The sequence below is a fragment of the Rhizobium sp. 22-785-1 genome (assembly GCF_053521965.1).
The window spans coordinates 579,140-597,105 of the sequence record NZ_JBNWDI010000001.1; the positions used below are offsets into that span (position 1 = coordinate 579,140).

The window sequence follows — 17,966 nt, forward strand, 5'->3', positions numbered from 1 at the left end:
AATCGGCACGCTCTGGAGCGCGTTCGCAGATGGCGGCAACGCTATGGACAAAAGACCGGTGCGAAATCGGTTTCGTATCCCTCATCCTTGAGGTGGCCCTGCCTCAGGAGCACCGCGCCCAGCCGCCCGATCTCGTCCGAGCTCTTCGCCGCCGCACCGCAGCCGCCTGTCAGGACCGCAATCCGTTGCGATCCGCAATAGCCGATCGCCGGATAACCGCTCGACGTATAGGACGTGACGCAGGCTGCCATCGACAATCTCTCCACATCGATACCGGGAACGAGCGTCTTGACGATGGCTGCGAGATTGTCGCGCACCTCAGGCTTACCGCCAGCGCGAAACCAGGCGCGCAGTTCCGCGTCGCTGCCCAGCAGAATATCTTCGGGCTCACCGCCGATTTTTAGATAGGTCTTGCCATCAGGATAGAGGACGGGGGGCAAGAGATAGATATGCTTGCTCGCGTCACTCGGCTCGTAGATCAGCGATGGCATTTCGGCATAGTCTGCAAGCTTGGTGTTGTCGATTTCGAAGAAAGCAACCGTGCGACCATAGACTTCCATCGAAAGAGGCTCAGGGAGCAGTCCCTTTGCGATGGAAAATCCGCCCGCAGCAACCAGCACCTTTTCCGCTGTATAGCGCTTGCCGGACACCGTCGTGACAATCGCCAAACCACCCTCGTCGCGCACCGAAACCGCAACGTCGTCATAGCGCGTAACACCGCGCCTCTCGGCTGCAACAATCTGTGCCCGCACCAACCCACGTGGATTGATGTGTCCGGCATTGCGCGGCTCGAACACGCCTTCGCAACCGCTTTCAAAGGAAAAGTAAGGAAAGCGCCGGATCAACTCGGCATCGCCCAGAACTTGTGTTTCAACACCAAGCGTCTCTGCCGCCGCGCAAACATTCTCGATATAGGGAACACCCGTGCCCCGCGCCTTGCCGACGATCAGGCAACCGACCTCATGGTAGAAATCGATGCCGCTCTCGTTTTCAATTTCCTGGTAACGCGCAATCGAGCGATTGGCGAGCCGGGCCCAATCCGCATCGTCATCGATGGTGCGCGTAATCCGCGCCGCATCGTAATGGCTGGCAAACACACCCTGATGACGTGCGATGTCCGCCGGCTCATTCGGCCCGATCAGCGCGACGCCATCCGACCCAAGAGACAGATGCCGGGCCGCGGCAGCCCCCATCATACCCGCGCCGACGACGATGTATTTAAACTGCGCTGCCATGCCCGGTGTCCTCCAATTTGAGATTCTGCTTCAGTGACTTGTAGCGGCTTCTTGAATCACCGTCAGAGAGATTTAAGACATCGATGAAGGCGCACGTCTGCGACAACGTCTGCATCATTGACATCGTCAAACGAACACCGGCGCCATCTGCGCTGCAAAATCATCCTCGCCGAGTTGCCCCTCCAGCAGAAGCACTGCTCCCAGACGGCCGATTTCGTCGGACGATTTTGCCGAGACGAAATTGCCACCAGTCAGGACCGCGATATTGGAAGACGATGTGTAGCCGATGTAGGGATAGCCGGTGCGAGTGATGGAGGCGACGCAGGAGCCGGAGGTGATGGGACATCCTGCAAGAGCCGGCATCAATTCGACAGCACGGCGGACAAGGAATTCCACTTCACTCGCCGTTCCATCCGAATGAAACCATCGGATCGCCTGATCGAGCGTATCCAAACGGCCCTTCTCGCTTTCACCGCCGATCTTCAAATAGACCTTGCCATCAGGATATCGCACAGGTGGAAGGATATAGACGATGTCGTCTTCGTTTTCCGCAAGGACGATAGTGGATGGTATACCGGCGAAGTTTTTCCGCTTTTCGTCATCGAGTTCGAAGAAGGCTATGGTCCGGCCGGTGGCCGCCATGTCGACTTTGACGGGCAGGATATCGCCCATATTCGTGAAGCCGCCAGCCGCCACGATGACTTTTTGCGCAGAGTAGCGCGCACCTTCCGATGTTTCGACCTCGACACCGCGAGAGCTGTCGAAAACCTTGGCAACCGTCTCACGAAAGATCGAGGCACCCTGCTGCTCAGCGATCGCGATCTGGGCCTTGACCATCGCGCGTGGATTAACGTGGCCGGCATTACGCGGCTCGAACCATCCATGATGATCCTGCGGCAGCGAGAACATCGGAAAGCGAGCCGAAAGCGAGCGGGTATCGTGGGTTTCGACCGTCAACCCCAAGGCGTCCTTGCGACCCATGGCGCCCGATACGTATGCACCGCCGAGACCCGCGCCGTTGCCGCTGAAGAGGCAGCCGACCTCGTGATAAAAGCCAATGCCGCTCTTTTGCTCGATCTCGCCGTAACGAGCGATCGAGCGCTTCGCAAGCTCAGCCCACACGGGATCACCATCGAAGCCGCGTGTGATTCGCGCCTCGTCGTAATGGCTTGAGAACACGCCATGATGGGTCTTGCGGTTCGAAGGTTCGGCAGGACCGATCAAAGCGACCCCATCTGTCTGCGACGAGAGATGGCGAGCTGCGGCAGCACCCATCATCCCGGCTCCGATCACGATATACCTAAAGTCTCTCATGCTGCGCTCCACCACTTGCGCTTTTTCGACTAACAAACTCTGCGCATCGAAAAAAGCCCCGGCTTACGAATGCCGCGTCGTGCCCGATCAGCCCTCGATCAATGCCTGAACCTTTCCGCAATAGGCCTTGGACACCGGGTTCATGCGGGTGGCGGCGTGACCTGCATTGTAGCGCAAAATGGTGCTGCACACCTCGCCACCTCCAAGTTGGTGCGCAGTGGCAAGATATTGCATACCCCAGCGGATATTGGTTTCAGGGTCGTAGAGCGCCTTCACCGTGCCGCGATAACCTATCATTCGTGCTGTGGCGGGTTTGATCTGCATCAGCCCCACTTCGCCCGCACTGCCTCGGGCCTTTGGGTTGAAGCGGCTTTCGACGGCAACAACAGCATGCGCCAGATTGATCGGTACGCCGTAGCGCTTGGCGTATTTGACGATGAGATCGGAGTAATCGGTCTTCAGCGTGGCGGGAAGGGTTCGCTCGGGGATGGGATAGCCGGGCTTGCGGAAAAAGGTCTGCAGCGTCACGGTCTTAGTCTTCACATCATCCTTGGCCAAAACAATACCGGTCTGCGCGGCCAGCATCGAGATGCAGACCGAGACAGAAACAATCACATTTCTCATTAGTATAAATAGTCTCCAGGCACAAAGACGTGCAGTAATGGACACGCAAGGGCGCGCATCCGGGAAGTCATCGCGACTTTCCCGCCGAACGTCTTCATCATTGATAGTATCGGCGTCGAGGACGATATCCAGCCAGCCGCATTTCGATGCGGCGTTTAAAGTCGGCTAATAAGGATTTACTGTGGCAGAGCTCTACAACTACGTCGAAGAGCGGCTTCGATCACAGCGGTTTTATCGAAATCGCAGTTACGCGTTCTTGTATTTTGGCAGTTGCGAAATCAGCCTGTGCAGTGTGTCGATGGTGGAGAAATCGGCAATCCCATCCACCAGGGCAGGCCGGAAATGACGCTGAAAGGCTGCGACGGCACCTTCCGTTTTCTCACAGTAAGCACCAGAAATTTCAACGCCATAACCGTAAAGAGACAGCATTGATTGCAAGGCCTCGACCGGCTGGCCGCTATCGCCGCGCTGAAAGAAACGTCCGCCGCCGATGGACGCCGGTTGAACCCAGTGGCCAACACCCTTCTGCGACAGGATGTCCCACGGGAATTTCTCACCGGGATCGACCTTGCGAACAGGTGCGATGTCCGAGTGCGCGAGCACCCGTTCCGGCTTGATCGACCACCGTGAGCCACAGTCGCGACACAATTCAGCGACTGCATTTATCTGGGCTTCAGGAAACTCCGGCAATCCGACGGGATGGCCGCCATTGGCGATTTCGATGCCGATCGAGCGCGAGTTCAGGTCGGTCTCTCCCGCCCAAAAGCTCTTGCCCGCATGCCAGGCGCGACGGCTTTCCGCCACCATCTGAATGATGCGTCCGTCCTCGAAGACGAGATAGTGGCTGGACACCTGACTTGCCGGATCGCAAAGCCACGTCAGCGCCCGTTCAGCGCTTTCCATACCGGTGTAATGTAGAATGATGGCATCGGGTGCGCTCACGCCCACTCGCTCGCCATGGTTTGGCGAGGGCTGGACGCTGGCACCGGCATAGTCCGGCGTGAAGTCACTCATGCGACGCGGCGTTCTCTCTCGATGGCTGCATAGGCGGCGTTGAGTGCCGCCATACGCTCATTTGCCGCCGCATGCAATTCCATGGGCACGCCTCGAGCAATCAGCTTGTCGGGATGATGTTCCGCGACCAGCAGACGATAGCGCTTGCGAATATCGGAGAAGTCGTCTGACGGCGAAACGCCAAGCACACGGTAGGGATCTCGTCCCTCCATATGAACGTGACGCGCCATGATCATTTCGAAGTGATCGTCGGTGATGCGGAAGATTTCGGCGATTCGACCAAGGAACGCCAATTCTCTTTCGTGAATCAGGCCATCAGCCTTGGCGATGTGGAACAAGCCGTCAACCACGCTTTCCAGCATCTCGCAATTTTCCTGTCCGGTGCCGCAAAGACCCGAAAGCCGCTCGGCGTAAGCTTCGTAACCGGCGACATCCTGACGCGCCAGATTATAAAGCCTTGCGACGTTTCTGGCTTCTTCTTCGGGAAAATCGAATATCTGGCGGAAAGCGCGGACCTCTGCGTCGTTGACCACACCGTCGGCTTTAGCCATCTTGGCGGAAAGCGCGATGATGGCAACGGAGAAGGAAACCTTTCGCCGTGTTTCCGGGTCGCCCTCGAAGACGGTGCGTACCGCTTCGATCACACGACCAAGCACGTTTCCTGCCGCTTCGCCGATTGCGCCGAGCAGCCGTTCCCAAAGGGATGAAATTTGCAAACAGGCGAAATCGAACATCATGTCTCTCAGCATGACGGCTCCATGGTTGGAATGCAATATGCATAAAGGTCGCAGATCATTAAGTTTTCGTCATGATAGTTTGGCGTGGCGCTGATCACCAACTGCAAGTGTAACAGCTTTTCCACAGCCAAGTTCCGGGATGACGAACACTTCTAATCATTGAAACGATTATATTGCCGACGCGGTTCACCGTTCTTCGAAAATACCGCGAAATACCCGTTTTTCTTGAGAAATTCACTTTACATGACCATGATGCTGTCGCATCCATTTGCCCCGACACGCATTGGAACTGACAAAGGAGAGCCTCGATGGCCAAACAGAAAGTCGCAATGTTGACCGCGGGCGGACTGGCGCCCTGCCTCTCATCTGCTGTTGGCGGATTGATCGAGCGTTACACCGACATCGCTCCCGAGATCGACATCGTGGCATACCGCTCCGGCTACCAGGGCGTGCTTCTGGGCGACAGCGTCGCAATCACCAAAGAGATGCGCGAAAAAGCTCCGCTCCTGCATCGCTACGGCGGCTCCCCAATCGGCAACAGCCGCGTGAAACTGACCAATGCTGCAGACTGCGCCAAGCGCGGGCTGGTGAAGGAAGGCCAGAACCCGTTGCAGGTTGCCGCAGACCGGCTCGCCAAGGACGGGGTGACCATTCTCCACACCATTGGCGGCGACGACACCAACACAACCGCCGCCGATCTTGCCGCTTATCTCGGTGCAAATGGCTATGACCTCACCGTTGTCGGCCTTCCGAAGACTGTCGATAACGACGTGGTGCCGATCAAGCAGTCGCTCGGCGCATGGACGGCTGCCGAAGTCGGCGCGAATTTCTTCGACAATGTCAGCAATGAACAGAGTGCTGCACCCAAGACCTTCGTCATTCACGAGGTCATGGGCCGCCACTGCGGCTGGCTAACGGCCGCAACTGCACGCGCCTATATCCAGAAGGTCAAAGGCAACGACTATGTCGAAGGCCTGTTAATGGGCGAGGAATTGAAGCGCATCGATGGTCTTTATCTGCCAGAAATGGCCTTCGACATTCAGGCGGAAGCCGAACGCCTGAAAAAAATCATGGAGAAGAACGGCTTCGTGACACTCTTCGTGTCGGAAGGAGCGGGCCTTGATTCCATCGTGGCGGAGCGTGAAGCGGCTGGCGAAGCGATCAAGCGCGACGCCTTCGGTCACGTGAAGATCGATACGATCAATGTCGGCGGCTGGTTCCAGAAGCAATTCGCAAGCCTTATCGGCGCCGAGCGCACCATGGTGCAGAAGTCGGGCTATTATGCCCGCTCCGCTCCCGCCAACGGCGAAGACCTGCGGCTGATTCACAGCATGGTCGATCTCGCGGTAGAAAGTGCGCTCAACAGAGTCTCCGGCGTCACCGGCCATGATGAGGATCAGGGCGGTAAGCTGCGCACGATCGAGTTCCCGCGCATCAAGGGCGGCAAGCACTTCGACATCTCCGCGCCGTGGTTCGGCGACGTTATGAATCACATCGGCCAGCCCTTCAAGGCTGCATAAACTGAGGCGTCTGCCTCGACAAAACAGACGAAATTCGCGTGGTTATGCATCCATTGGCCCGGAAATCGGTTTGATTTCCGGGCCAATTATTTTTGTATGCTGTGAGGGTATGAAGAACCTGGCGTGGCTTTCGCACAACGCGGAGCGGGAAAGACGGCGATGTTGGCAACTCCATGTGACGAAGGCTTTATTATCGCCTCGTTGCTTGGTAAATTGATCGGATGGGCAAGGAGGTATTCATGTCCGCACAAGTCTGGCTGGTCTTCTTGGCAGCCTGTACCATTCTTTTCGCATTGCCATCGCCCGTCGCCTTCAAGGTGGCAACCTATGCGGTTGTCCGCAGCAAGCGCACCATGATCGCGTCCGTCACAGGCGCGGCACTTGGTGTCATGATGACATTTACGGCTGCCGCGTTCGCGATTGCTGCGACGACGTTTGCACCTCACTCCTTCATCGAAATTTTTCAATGGGCGGCCAGCGGCTGGTTGATGCTCTTTGCTCTATGGACCGTTGCTACACCGGCAGCACGCGAATCTCAGGCGGAGAACGACAATCTACCGGGCAGAACGCTCGGCTCAATCTTCGTCGATTGTTTTATGCTGTCGGCCTTGCGGCTGCGCTACTTCGCATTCTTCATCGCTTTCCTGTCGCAGTTCATCAACCGATCACGCGATACCCTCGAGATGTTGACGCAGATGCAGGCTGCGGCCCTGCTCGTTTCGATTTTGTGCCTGACGCTTCAAGCGTTTTTTGGCCGCAGCACTATCGCTCTCGTGCGCCGTGCGTCGGCCACGAAAAGGATCAAAAGCGCCCGTGGAACACGCTTCATAACGGGTCGCGCCGTGTCCGCCGGCTATCGTCGAATCGCGGCCTGACACACAACTGCTTCTCACCGTCTTGCTGGATTCCTTACAATGCGTTAATGATCCGCCCAGGAGACTGCGTGCTTCGTTTGATACGGGGGCATCAAACGGCAGGCAAATTAGAGGCGGCAGCATGATATTTTCTGACAATTTGCGCCTTCGATCGGCGTCACTTTTGTCGTCCACTATGGGCTTGGCACTGGCATTGGCAGGATGCACCAGCGTCGAATACTCCGCAAATTCAGACATTAAATCCCCCAAGATTGCAGCAGCATCCGCTTCCGCGCACGCACCGTCTACAGCACCTGAAGCGCAGGCGCAGGCTGAAGGTCAGCAGCCCGGCACTGTTGCGGCGGCAGCACCAAGCACCGCCACAAGCAACGCAAGCTCTCAAATCGAAGTCGCATCGGCGTCTGCTACCACGCCCCTTCCCGCCGCCGCAGCCGTTAAGGGCGGTCGCGTCGCACTGCCACCCGCAGCCGAAATTGCAGCCGCAGCGGCCATTTCCGCGCAGATGCAGTCGCCGGCCGGCGCACCGCAGCTGGCGTCCGCCTCGACCGGCGCCTCGCTCGGCGCAACCCCCGTTGCAGCAACAGCGATGACCACCGGACACGCAGCCGGTCTTCAAGCCGCGGCCAGCACGTCCGCAACCGTATCCCTGCCGCAGGTCGCCGCGGTCAAGGGCGCGTTTCCGCCAGCGCCACCACCGCCCGGCACCCCATCGGCTGCGCCTGTGCAGTTGACCGAAGACATGGTGCGGGCACAAACCATTGTTCCGCTGCCAAAGCCGGACAGCACCGTGCTTGCCTATGCCTCCGCCCCGCAGAACGCAGCATTGGCTGCGATCAGCACGCGCGAGGGTCTCAGCACCGGACCGCAGCCCGTAGGTCGCGAGAAGCTCAGCGGTCTGATCTCCAAATACGCCACCATGTACAGCGTGCCGGAAGATCTGGTTCACCGCGTCGTCATGCGCGAAAGCCGTTACAATCCCGGCGCTTACAATCATGGCCATTTCGGCCTGATGCAGATCAAGCACGCCACCGCACGCTCCATGGGCTTCAATGGCCCGGCTTCCGGTCTCTTCGATGCCGAAACCAACCTGCGCTATGCGGTAAAATATCTGAGCGGAGCTTGGAAGGTGTCCGAGAACGACCGCGACGGTGCCGTTCGTCTTTATGCTCGTGGATACTACTACGACGCCAAGCGCAAAGGCATGCTCCACGTCCTGCGCCAGTAGCAGACGGGCAAGTGCTTTCCCTCATATCAATCTGAACTGTTGCGCAGTTTTGAGTTGAAATCCAGCTGTGAGCATGTGGCCGACAGGTGCAGTGACGCAACGCCACCCTGCCCGCTCGTGTCTCTCACCCGTATCTGCCGTCATGAAACTGTTGCGTCCTAACGCTACACGCCTGTCACCCGAACGATAGGTGGAATCATATGACGAATGCTGCCCCCAAAACCGGCTTCAGCAAAAACACCAAGCTCAAAAGCGCACTTCTCCAGCACAAGCCGATATCGACCAGCGGCTTTTCGGAACGGCTGTTCGGCATGCTGTTTTCCGGCCTCGTCTATCCACAGATCTGGGAAGACCCAGAGGTCGACATGCAAGCCATGGAACTGCGCGACGGCCATAGCATCGTCACCATCGGTTCTGGTGGCTGTAATGCATTGGCTTATCTGTCGCGCAGCCCAAAAAGCATCGATGTCGTTGATCTCAACCCGCACCACATTGCGCTGAACCGCCTGAAGCTTGCAGCTTTTCGTCACCTGCCGAGCCATAGCGACGTGGTGCGCCAATTCGGAAAAGCCGATATCGCCACCAACAGCCACGGCTATGATCGCTTCATCGCTCCAAACCTCGACCCGCAGACGCGGGCTTACTGGTCTAAGCGAACCATCGCAGGACGCCGTCGCATCTCGGTCTTTGATCGCAACATCTACCGCACCGGCCTACTCGGACGCTTTATCGGTGCGGGTCATATCCTGGCGCGCCTTCACGGAGTGAAGCTCAACGACTTGGCGAATGCCCGTTCTGTCGAAGAGCAGCGTCAATTCTTCGATCAAAAGGTCGCCCCGCTCTTCGACAAGCCGATGGTGCGCTGGCTTACCAGACGCAAGAGCTCACTCTTCGGTCTTGGCATTCCGCCTAAGCAATATGACGAACTTGCCAGCCTTTCAGACGGCAATACCATAGCGCCGGTGTTGCGCAGACGCCTGGAAAAGCTCGCATGTGATTTTCCTCTGAAAGACAATTACTTCGCCTGGCAGGCTTTCGCCCGTCGCTACCCGGACGCAGGCGAAGGGGCGCTACCGGATTATCTGAAGGCGGATTATTATGACGCCATTCGTCGAAATACCGATCGCGTCAGCGTCCACCACGCTACCTTCACGGAGCTTTTGGCTTCGAAACCCGCCTCATCGGTAGATCGTTACGTGCTGCTGGACGCGCAGGACTGGATGAGCGACGTGCAGATCAACGACTTGTGGGCGCAGATCAGCCGCACGGCGACAGCCGATGCCCGAGTGATCTTCCGCACAGCGGCAGAAAAAAGTGTCATCGAAGGCCGTCTTTCATCCGATATTCGTGCACAATGGTCCTATCTCGAAGACCGCTCACTGGAGCTCAATGCAAAAGACCGCTCAGCCATCTATGGCGGCTTTCATATCTATCAGAGGGCGTCAGCATGAAGAGCATCGGAGACAGCGTGGGACTTGCTGACGTCCAGCATGCAACCCTTATGGACAGGATGTACCGCAACCAGCGGCACATCTATGACATCACACGCAAATACTATCTCCTCGGCCGTGACCGAACCATCGAGCGCCTGGATGTGCCCCATGGCGGAAGCCTCCTGGAAGTCGGCTGCGGCACTGGCCGAAATCTTCTCCTCGCAGCCCGCCATTTTCCGCTCGCCAAGCTCTATGGCCTGGATATCTCCTCCGAAATGCTTGCGACTGCGGCGGAAAACTTTTCGGGAAAGACGGCGCGTCCCACCTTGCGTGTGTCCGACGCAACCACGTTCCGCCTTTCAGAATTTGGCCGCAACGATGGTTTCGATCGGATCATGATCTCCTACGCAATCTCGATGATCCCGGAATGGGAGAAGGCCATCGAACGCGCCCTCCTCTCGCTCGCGCCTGGCGGATCCTTGCACATCGTCGATTTCGGCCAGCAGGAACAGCTGCCGGTCTGGTTCCGCTCACTGCTTCAGGCATGGCTGACGAAGTTTCACGTCACCCCCCGGGCCAATCTGCGCTTTGTGCTGGAAACGCTTGCCGGAAGGCACAATGCTCGACTGGAATTCGAGCCGATTGCACGTGGCTACGCCTGGAGGGCGGTGCTGACCACGCCCAACAGCTGACTGACGTTTTCAGGATGATTTTATCGCGCGGACTCTTGTCATAACCGCTTGTTTACCCTGTTATGGTAAACGAGGATTAACGATATGCGCTTTCGAACCGAAGGCCGTCATCGGCGCGACATCATTTAACTGGGAACATCATGCGGCGGCTCATTCCGGCTCTTCTTGGCACCTTGCTGCTTGTCAGCGGCTGCACCTCCACCAGTTATGATTTTCTGGAAACCGCATCCGTTGCGAGACCGAAATTCAAGGATAGCGATCCGCATGATTTTGGCCGCAAATCGCCACATGGTCATGAGGTCCACGGCATCGACATTTCCAAATGGAATGGCGAGATCGACTGGGCGACGGTGCGCAAATCCGGCGTGTCCTTTGCCTTCATCAAGGCAACGGAAGGGACCGACCGCGTGGATTCCCGTTTTGACGACTACTGGCGCGGTGCCGCCGCCGCCGGTGTGCCGCACGCGCCCTACCACTTCTATTATTTTTGCGCCCCTGCGGAAGCGCAGGCTCAGTGGTTCATTCGCAACGTGCCGAAGGAATCGATGAAGCTGCCGCCGGTTCTCGATGTGGAGTGGAACCCTGCCTCGCCGACCTGCAAGACCCGCCCTTCGCCGGACGTCGTACGCGCCGAAATTCAGCGCTTTCTCACCCGCATCGAAAATTACTACGGCAAGCGTCCGATCATCTACACCAGCGTCGATTTTCACCGCGACAATCTCGTCGGTCAGTTCAAGGATTACCGTTTCTGGGTGCGCTCGGTTGCCGCACACCCATCGGAAATCTATCCGGACCGCCAATGGGCCTTCTGGCAATATACCGGCACGGGCGTCATTCCCGGCATCAGCACGCCAACAGATATCAACGTCTTTGCTGGAAGCGAAAAGAACTGGCGCACATGGGTCGCCTCGGCGTCCAACACTCGCAGTTGAGGGCGACCAATCCTTCGAACTGGCAAGTTTTGCCAAGCCTCTCGTCGTGAAGCGGCTTGATACACTCGCGCCGAAACCTTTTAACTTGATTTTTCCGCCGAGAAGGGCAGATGTGCTGCGAAATAATCGCAGGGCTTGAGGAAACCTAAGCCCTGCTATTGTCTTTCACGATGTCGCCCATGCTTCTGCCACAAAGGGCATGAAACCAGTGGGCCAATCGCACATTGAGGAATTCCGATGTTCAGCTTCCCGCAACGCAGCCTGGTAGTCGCTGCCACGCTCTTCGCCCTGTCCTGCGGCTCCGCTCTTGCCGTAACCCCAACTGTCTCTGCCGATGATCCGAAACAGGTTGCCTGCGGTGGCGATCTTGCCACCTTTCTGAAAGGCGTGAAAGACGAGGCCGTGGCCAAGGGTGTTCCTGCAGAGGCCGTCGACAAGGCACTGGCAGGTGCGCAGATCGACCAGAAGGTCCTGGCGCGCGATCGCGCCCAGGGCGTTTTCCGCCAGACCTTCCTCGAGTTCTCTCAGCGCACCGTCAGCCAGGGCCGCCTGGACATGGGCCGCAAGAAGATTCAGGAATATTCCTCCGTCTTCAAGCGTGCCGAAGACGAGTTCGGCGTACCAGCCGGTGTCATTGCCGCCTTCTGGGCTATGGAAACCGATTTCGGCGCCGTGCAGGGCGATTTCAACACGCGCAACGCTCTTGTGACGCTCTCGCATGATTGCCGCCGTCCGGAGCTCTTCCGACCACAGCTGATCGCGCTCACCGAAATGGTCCAGCATGGCGATCTAGACCCTGCGACCAACACCGGTGCATGGGCCGGCGAAATCGGCCAGGTGCAGATGCTGCCGAAGGACATTATTGCATTCGGCGTCGATGGTGATGGCGATGGCCACGTCAACGTCAAGGGCAGTGCGCCGGACGCCATCCTGACGGCTGCAAAGTTCATTCAGCATCTCGGCTTCAAGAAGGGTGAGCCCTGGATTCAGGAAGTGTCGGTGCCGGAAAACCTGCCATGGGAAAAATCCGGCCTCGGCGGGACGATGACCGCTGGTGAATGGTTCAACCTCGGGGTCACGCCGCGCGACGGCGACAAGAAGTTCGCGAACCTCCAGGCAGCGCTCATCATGCCGCAGGGCCGCAAGGGACCGACCTTCCTCACCTACCCGAACTTCAACATCTATCTCGAGTGGAACCAGTCGTTTATCTACACGACCTCTGCGGCCTATTTCGCCACACGTCTGATGGGCGCTCCGGTCTACACCAAAGGCAACCCGGATCCCGGCCTGAACGATGCCGAGATGAAGGAACTGCAGACGAAGCTGGATGCCAAGACACATGATGTCGGCAAGATCGATGGCATTCTTGGCTCCGGGACGCGCATCGCCGTTCAGCGCGAACAGCAGCGTCTGGGCCTGCCTGCCGATGGCTGGCCGACCCGCGAGCTTCTCGACAAGCTCTAATGATCTGAGACGATCGGATTCGATGAAAATGGCCGGGGGAAACCTCGGCCATTTACTTTTTTACGGTCAGAATAACGAAATCTTCACCGTGTAATATAAGTTGTTTTTCAATGGATTGCTGCCGCAATTTCACCCATAAGCGGCCTGTTTGGTGTGCAGTGCATCATAAAAAGCGCTTTTCAAAAGACACAAAACGGTCATAATGCTTACTGTCAACGAACAGGAGGCAGAGCATGGGACTTACAAATTCTCTTAATGCCTTGGCAGTCGGCGTGGCGTTTGCGTTTGTCGGATTGATGCTTTTCATCTGACGACACGTTGGGGTTTAGGACGCACGGCCGCAAGTTGATCCTCATAAGCCATTAAAAAAGCGCAGGTTTTGGTACCTGCGCTTTTTTATCTTGAATGACTGCGGTTCCATCAGGCAGCAGATCTGCGTGCTGGACGGAAGCCGACATTCTCCAGAACCGCATTCACCAGAGGCGCGCGGTTCATGGTGTAGAGATGAAATTCGTTAACGCCGCGGCGGCGCAGGTCTTGGATCTGCTCGGCGGCGACATCGGCGGCAACGTTGGCGCGGCCTGCCGGATCATCGTCATAACCAGCAAAGCGCTCGTCGAGAAAGGCTGGAATGCTGGTGCCGCAGCGACCGGCAAAACGCTTCAACTGCGTGAGGTTCTGAATAGGCATGATGCCCGGCACGACCGGTATTTTGATACCGGCTTTGGTGACGCGCTCCATGTAACGCTCGAAGATATCATTGTCGAAGAAGAATTGTGTCAGCGCCCGCGTTGCGCCGTTATCCGCCTTGAGCTTCAGCATCTCGATATCGACGGAGTTGCTTTCGCTCTCCGGATGCTTTTCCGGATAGGAGGACACCGAAATCTCGAAGTCGCCCAGTTCCTTCAGGCCGCGCACCAGGGCAGCGGCGTTCTCGTAGCCTTCCGGGTGCGGCCTGTAGGCCGTACCGATTCCCGTCGCAGGATCGCCTCGAAGCGCAACGAAATGCTTGACGCCCACATTGCGCAGCTCTTCCACAACCTCATGTGTCTCGCGCTTGCTGGCATCCACGCAGGTCAGGTGCGATGCCGTCGACAAGCCTGCCACCGAGATCATCCGGCGCACTGCTTCCAGCGTCGGCGCCTTGGTGGTGCCCCCTGCCCCATAGGTCACGGACACGAAGTCCGGGTTCCAGCGGGACAGTTCTTCCACCGTCTCCCAAAGCTGCACATCCATATCGGGGCTCTTCGGCGGGAAGAACTCGAAGGAAAGCTTGAAGTCGCTGGAAGGGTTGCGGTCGATTTCAGTCTTGGTCATATCATGCCCTCCCGGCGGAAACGAATTGAGCCTCTGCCGATTGATCCCCGGCAATCAGCAGGCGCGGGTCGCGTGCAACCCAGATGGTGACGTCCAGCGACTGGGCGGATGCCTTGCCGGAATGCAAGTCCATCGACTTTTCCGGCGAGAGACCGGCCTTCTTCAGCCACTCTTCCATGGTCTGGTTCGAAAATCCCAGGCGGACATGCGCGTGCTCTTCCCGCAGATATTCCAGAGAATGCGGCGCCAGATCGATGATCACCAGACGGCCATTGGGGCGCAGCATGCGCGCCGCCTCGGCAATCGCCATTTCCGGATGATCGAGGAAGTGCAGAACCTGATGGACGACAACCAGATCGAAATCCTGGCCTTCCAAGGGCAGATTGAGAATATCACCATGGCGCACAGACGCGTGGGCGACACCCGCCTTATCCAGATTGGAGCGCGCGACGGCCAGCATGTCACGGCTGGCGTCGATGCCGATGGCACGACGATAGATGCCGCTCAGCAGCTGCAGAATACGGCCAGTCCCCGTTCCCAGATCGAGCATCGAGTCGACCGGCGTGGTGCCGATCAACTTCAAAAGTGCCGCGTCCACGGCCTCATCGCTGACATGCAGACGTCGAAGCTCGTCCCACGCAGAGGCATTGCGGCTGAAATATTCCTGCGCGCGAGCGGCGCGCACGCGTTTGACCGCGGCAAGGCGCTCGTTGTCGCGCGCAAGAACCGCATCGGCGGAGGATGCAAGTGATAACAACTGCTTCACGAGCTCGGCTGACTTGCCATCCTGCTTCAAACGGAAGTAAGCCCAGGCACCTTCCTGATAGCGGTCGATCAGATCTTCTTCTGCAAGAAGCTTGAGGTGACGCGAAATGCGCGGCTGCGACTGACCAAGGATTTCGGTGAGATCTGTCACCGTCAAGTCACCGGCAGAGAGCAGCGCGAGGAGACGAAAGCGCGTAGGCTCTCCCGCCGCCTTCAATAGATCCACCAGATTATCCAGTCCAAGCGCCAAAGCCGCAACCTCACCCAATCAACATATAAAGATATCTTTATACGATTGAGTCAGAGATGCAAGACAGGACTTTGATCCGGAGAAGAAAAGCACTTCGAAAAGTCGGAGCGAAGCCGACCTGCCAGGAAGACGGGCGGCGCGATAGTCCCGCCGCGGCCAATCCGACTACACGGTCCGAGACTTGCCGACCCGCGCGATTTCCAAAAAACTCTATTGACCTCAACTATACTTGAGGTCCTGCCAACACGGCGTCCCCAAAAAAACAGCCTCAATGCAAGCTCTGACAAGGAGTACGCCCGTGATTTCACTCAAAGGTCTCTACGAAACCCATTTGACCGTATCGAACCTTCATCGATCCATAGATTTCTACCGCGATGTTGTGGGATTGGAGCTGGCCCACACCATTCCGGAACGGAATGGCGCCTTCTTCTGGATCGCAGGTCGCGAGACCTCCATGCTTGGCCTGTGGCCCATACACAGTTCCCCGTTGCGCAGTCGGTTGCACATCGCTTTTCAGACGAGCCTTGAGCAACTGCTCGAAGCATCCGAGTACCTGCGTTCAAAAACCATCATCCTCCGCGACGGTGCAGGATCGGAGATCGAAGAGCCGATCGTCTTTCCATGGATGCCCGCAGCCAGCGTCTACTTCGACGACCCCGATGGTCACTCTCTTGAGTATATCGCGCTCTTGCCGGATCAGCCTCGGACAGACATCCCTGGGACGCTGACATTCTCCGAGTGGAAGCAACTGACTGCCGATCATTCCTGAAGCAGAGACTACTCCAGAAAAAAGAGAGGCGGAATCATCTCCCGCCTCTCTCGCCTTATAGATCTTGAACCGCTTTTTCGAACTCGGCTGAGAAAACTCAGCGCGTCAGGCGCTTGTAAGCCTGGCTGCCTGGGTTCAGCGCATCAGGGCCAAGACGGCGGATCTTGTCCTGTTCGTAATCTTCGAAGTTGCCTTCGAACCATTCCACATGGCCATCGCCTTCGAAGGCGAGGATGTGTGTGGCCAGACGGTCGAGGAACATGCGATCGTGGCTGATGATAATGGCGCAGCCGGCAAACGCTTCAAGCGCGCTTTCGAGCGCACCTAGCGTTTCGGTATCGAGGTCGTTGGTCGGTTCGTCGAGGAGAAGAACGTTGCCGCCGGCCTTCAGCATCTTGGCCAGGTGAACGCGGTTGCGCTGACCACCGGAAAGATTGCCGACCTTCTGCTGCTGATCGCCGCCCTTGAAGTTGAAGGCGCCGCAATAGGCTCTGCTGTTCATGTCGAACTTGCCGAGTTTGATGACTTCTGCACCGCCCGAAATTTCTTCCCAGACGGTCTTGTCGGCATCGAGCGCATCGCGGCTCTGATCGACATAGCCGAGATGAACCGTTTCACCGACGCGGATCGAACCGGCATCCGGCTTTTCCTGACCGGTTATCATCTTGAACAGCGTCGACTTACCGGCACCGTTGGGACCAATAATACCGACGATACCGCCTGGCGGCAGCTTGATCGACAGGTCGTTGATCAGCGTGCGGCCTTCGAAGCCTTTCTTGATCCCTTCAAGCTCGATAACAACCTGTCCGAGACGTTCGGAGACAGGAATGATGATCTGTGCGTCACCAGGACGGATGTTCTCGGCCGCATCAACCAGCTGTTCGTAAGCCTTGATACGCGCCTTGGACTTTGCCTGACGAGCCTTGGGGCTCGAAGCAATCCACTCCTGTTCGCGCGAGAGCGACTTCTGGCGACCGGCTTCTTCACGCGCTTCCTGCTGCATGCGCTTGGCCTTGGCCGTCAGATAGGCAGAGTAGTTGCCTTCGTAGGGAATGCCACGGCCACGATCAAGCTCGAGGATCCAGCCCGTGACGTTGTCGAGGAAGTAGCGATCGTGGGTGATCATCATGACGGCGCCGGGGTAATCGCGCAGGTGCTTTTCGAGCCAGGCGATCGTTTCAGCATCAAGGTGGTTGGTCGGTTCGTCGAGCAGCAGCAGGTCCGGCTGCGATAGCAGCAGACGGCAAAGCGCAATACGACGACGCTCACCACCCGAAAGCACGGTGACATCGGCATCCTTCGGCGGGCAGCGCAGCGCTTCCATCGCCATTTCGACCTGCTGTTCCAGATCCCAGAGGTTCTGGCTGTCGATGATATCCTGAAGCTTGGCGCCTTCGTCGGCGGTCTCGTCGGAATAGTTCATCATCAGTTCGTTGTAACGGTCGAGCACGGCCTGCTTGTCGGCCACGCCTTCCATGACGTTTTCGAAAGCATTCTTGTTGGGATCGAGCTTCGGCTCCTGCTCCAGATAGCCGACAGTCGCGCCTTCGGCCAGCCAAGCTTCGCCCGTGAATTCCTTGTCCTGACCGGCAATAATGCGCAGAACCGTGGACTTACCGGCGCCGTTCGGACCGAGAATACCGATCTTGGCATCAGGGTAGAAGGAGAGGTTCACGTTCTCGAGAATCTTCTTCGCGCCATAGGACTTGTTCAGCCCGGACATGTGATAGATGAATTGGCGTGCCATTGTAGCGAATGCTCCGCGTCGGATTTGAAAATTCGGATTGGGAAATTTGCCGC

16 protein-coding genes are annotated in these 17,966 nt (G+C 57.6%); 8 read left to right on the forward strand and 8 right to left on the reverse strand.

Translation table 11 applies throughout. The features are described from left to right. Positions 1 to 41: 41 nt before the first annotated feature. From ACQZ5M_RS02760 to ACQZ5M_RS02780, 5 genes are all read right to left on the reverse strand, one after another. Positions 42 to 1,235, reverse strand: a complete 1,194-nt coding sequence (locus tag ACQZ5M_RS02760; RefSeq protein WP_449079016.1) for an NAD(P)/FAD-dependent oxidoreductase — start codon at positions 1,233 to 1,235, stop codon at positions 42 to 44. A gap of 126 nt (positions 1,236 to 1,361) precedes the next feature. After that, the gene (locus ACQZ5M_RS02765) at positions 1,362 to 2,549 is read right to left on the reverse strand and encodes an NAD(P)/FAD-dependent oxidoreductase (protein ID WP_449079017.1); all 1,188 of its coding nucleotides are present in this window, start codon (positions 2,547 to 2,549) and stop codon (positions 1,362 to 1,364) included. 87 nt (positions 2,550 to 2,636) lie between these two features. Further along, positions 2,637 to 3,173: a lytic transglycosylase domain-containing protein gene (locus tag ACQZ5M_RS02770; RefSeq protein WP_296076274.1), complete on the reverse strand. Its 537-nt coding sequence runs from the start codon at positions 3,171 to 3,173 to the stop codon at positions 2,637 to 2,639. A 246-nt stretch (positions 3,174 to 3,419) separates the two neighbouring features. Then, a complete protein-coding gene (locus ACQZ5M_RS02775) occupies positions 3,420 to 4,187 on the reverse strand; it encodes an N-acetylmuramoyl-L-alanine amidase (RefSeq protein WP_449079018.1) in 768 nt (255 codons plus the stop codon). Beyond that, on the reverse strand, positions 4,184 to 4,924 hold the full coding sequence (locus ACQZ5M_RS02780) for a J domain-containing protein (protein WP_296076302.1): 741 nt from the start codon (positions 4,922 to 4,924) through the stop codon (positions 4,184 to 4,186). Before ACQZ5M_RS02780 ends, ACQZ5M_RS02775 begins: the two co-directional genes overlap by 4 nt. A gap of 308 nt (positions 4,925 to 5,232) precedes the next feature. Between ACQZ5M_RS02780 and ACQZ5M_RS02785 the strand changes: the two genes are divergently transcribed. From ACQZ5M_RS02785 to ACQZ5M_RS02815, 7 genes are all read left to right on the forward strand, one after another. Continuing rightward, on the forward strand, positions 5,233 to 6,444 hold the full coding sequence (locus tag ACQZ5M_RS02785; protein WP_296076280.1) for a pyrophosphate--fructose-6-phosphate 1-phosphotransferase: 1,212 nt from the start codon (positions 5,233 to 5,235) through the stop codon (positions 6,442 to 6,444). Between the two features lie 239 nt (positions 6,445 to 6,683). Further along, positions 6,684 to 7,319 (forward strand): LysE family translocator, encoded by a 636-nt coding sequence (locus ACQZ5M_RS02790; protein WP_449079019.1) that lies wholly within the window; start codon positions 6,684 to 6,686, stop codon positions 7,317 to 7,319. A gap of 121 nt (positions 7,320 to 7,440) precedes the next feature. After that, a complete protein-coding gene (locus tag ACQZ5M_RS02795) occupies positions 7,441 to 8,544 on the forward strand; it encodes a lytic transglycosylase domain-containing protein (protein ID WP_296076286.1) in 1,104 nt (367 codons plus the stop codon). 200 nt (positions 8,545 to 8,744) lie between these two features. After that, positions 8,745 to 9,995 (forward strand): DUF3419 family protein, encoded by a 1,251-nt coding sequence (locus tag ACQZ5M_RS02800; RefSeq protein ID WP_449079020.1) that lies wholly within the window; start codon positions 8,745 to 8,747, stop codon positions 9,993 to 9,995. Further along, positions 9,992 to 10,669, forward strand: coding sequence for a class I SAM-dependent methyltransferase (locus ACQZ5M_RS02805; protein WP_449079021.1), 678 nt, complete (start codon positions 9,992 to 9,994; stop codon positions 10,667 to 10,669). The genes ACQZ5M_RS02800 and ACQZ5M_RS02805 overlap by 4 nt, the downstream gene beginning before the upstream one ends. 140 nt (positions 10,670 to 10,809) lie before the next feature. Beyond that, positions 10,810 to 11,601, forward strand: a complete 792-nt coding sequence (locus ACQZ5M_RS02810) for a glycoside hydrolase family 25 protein (RefSeq protein WP_296076291.1) — start codon at positions 10,810 to 10,812, stop codon at positions 11,599 to 11,601. A 237-nt stretch (positions 11,602 to 11,838) separates the two neighbouring features. Continuing rightward, complete coding sequence (locus ACQZ5M_RS02815) at positions 11,839 to 13,065, forward strand: lytic murein transglycosylase (protein ID WP_449079022.1); 1,227 nt, start codon at positions 11,839 to 11,841, stop codon at positions 13,063 to 13,065. A gap of 420 nt (positions 13,066 to 13,485) precedes the next feature. On the opposite strand, the gene metF is transcribed toward ACQZ5M_RS02815, so the two are convergent. Further along, a complete protein-coding gene (gene metF, locus ACQZ5M_RS02820; RefSeq protein WP_296097289.1) occupies positions 13,486 to 14,382 on the reverse strand; it encodes a methylenetetrahydrofolate reductase [NAD(P)H] in 897 nt (298 codons plus the stop codon). Position 14,383: 1 nt separating this feature from the next. After that, entirely contained in the window at positions 14,384 to 15,397 is a 1,014-nt protein-coding gene (locus ACQZ5M_RS02825) for an ArsR/SmtB family transcription factor (protein WP_296015236.1), read from the reverse strand. Between the two features lie 298 nt (positions 15,398 to 15,695). On the opposite strand from ACQZ5M_RS02825, the gene ACQZ5M_RS02830 reads away from it, so the two are divergent. Continuing rightward, entirely contained in the window at positions 15,696 to 16,166 is a 471-nt protein-coding gene (locus ACQZ5M_RS02830) for a VOC family protein (RefSeq protein WP_449079023.1), read from the forward strand. A gap of 97 nt (positions 16,167 to 16,263) precedes the next feature. On the opposite strand, the gene ettA is transcribed toward ACQZ5M_RS02830, so the two are convergent. Next, positions 16,264 to 17,913, reverse strand: coding sequence for an energy-dependent translational throttle protein EttA (gene ettA / locus ACQZ5M_RS02835; protein ID WP_296015240.1), 1,650 nt, complete (start codon positions 17,911 to 17,913; stop codon positions 16,264 to 16,266). Positions 17,914 to 17,966 lie beyond the last annotated feature (53 nt).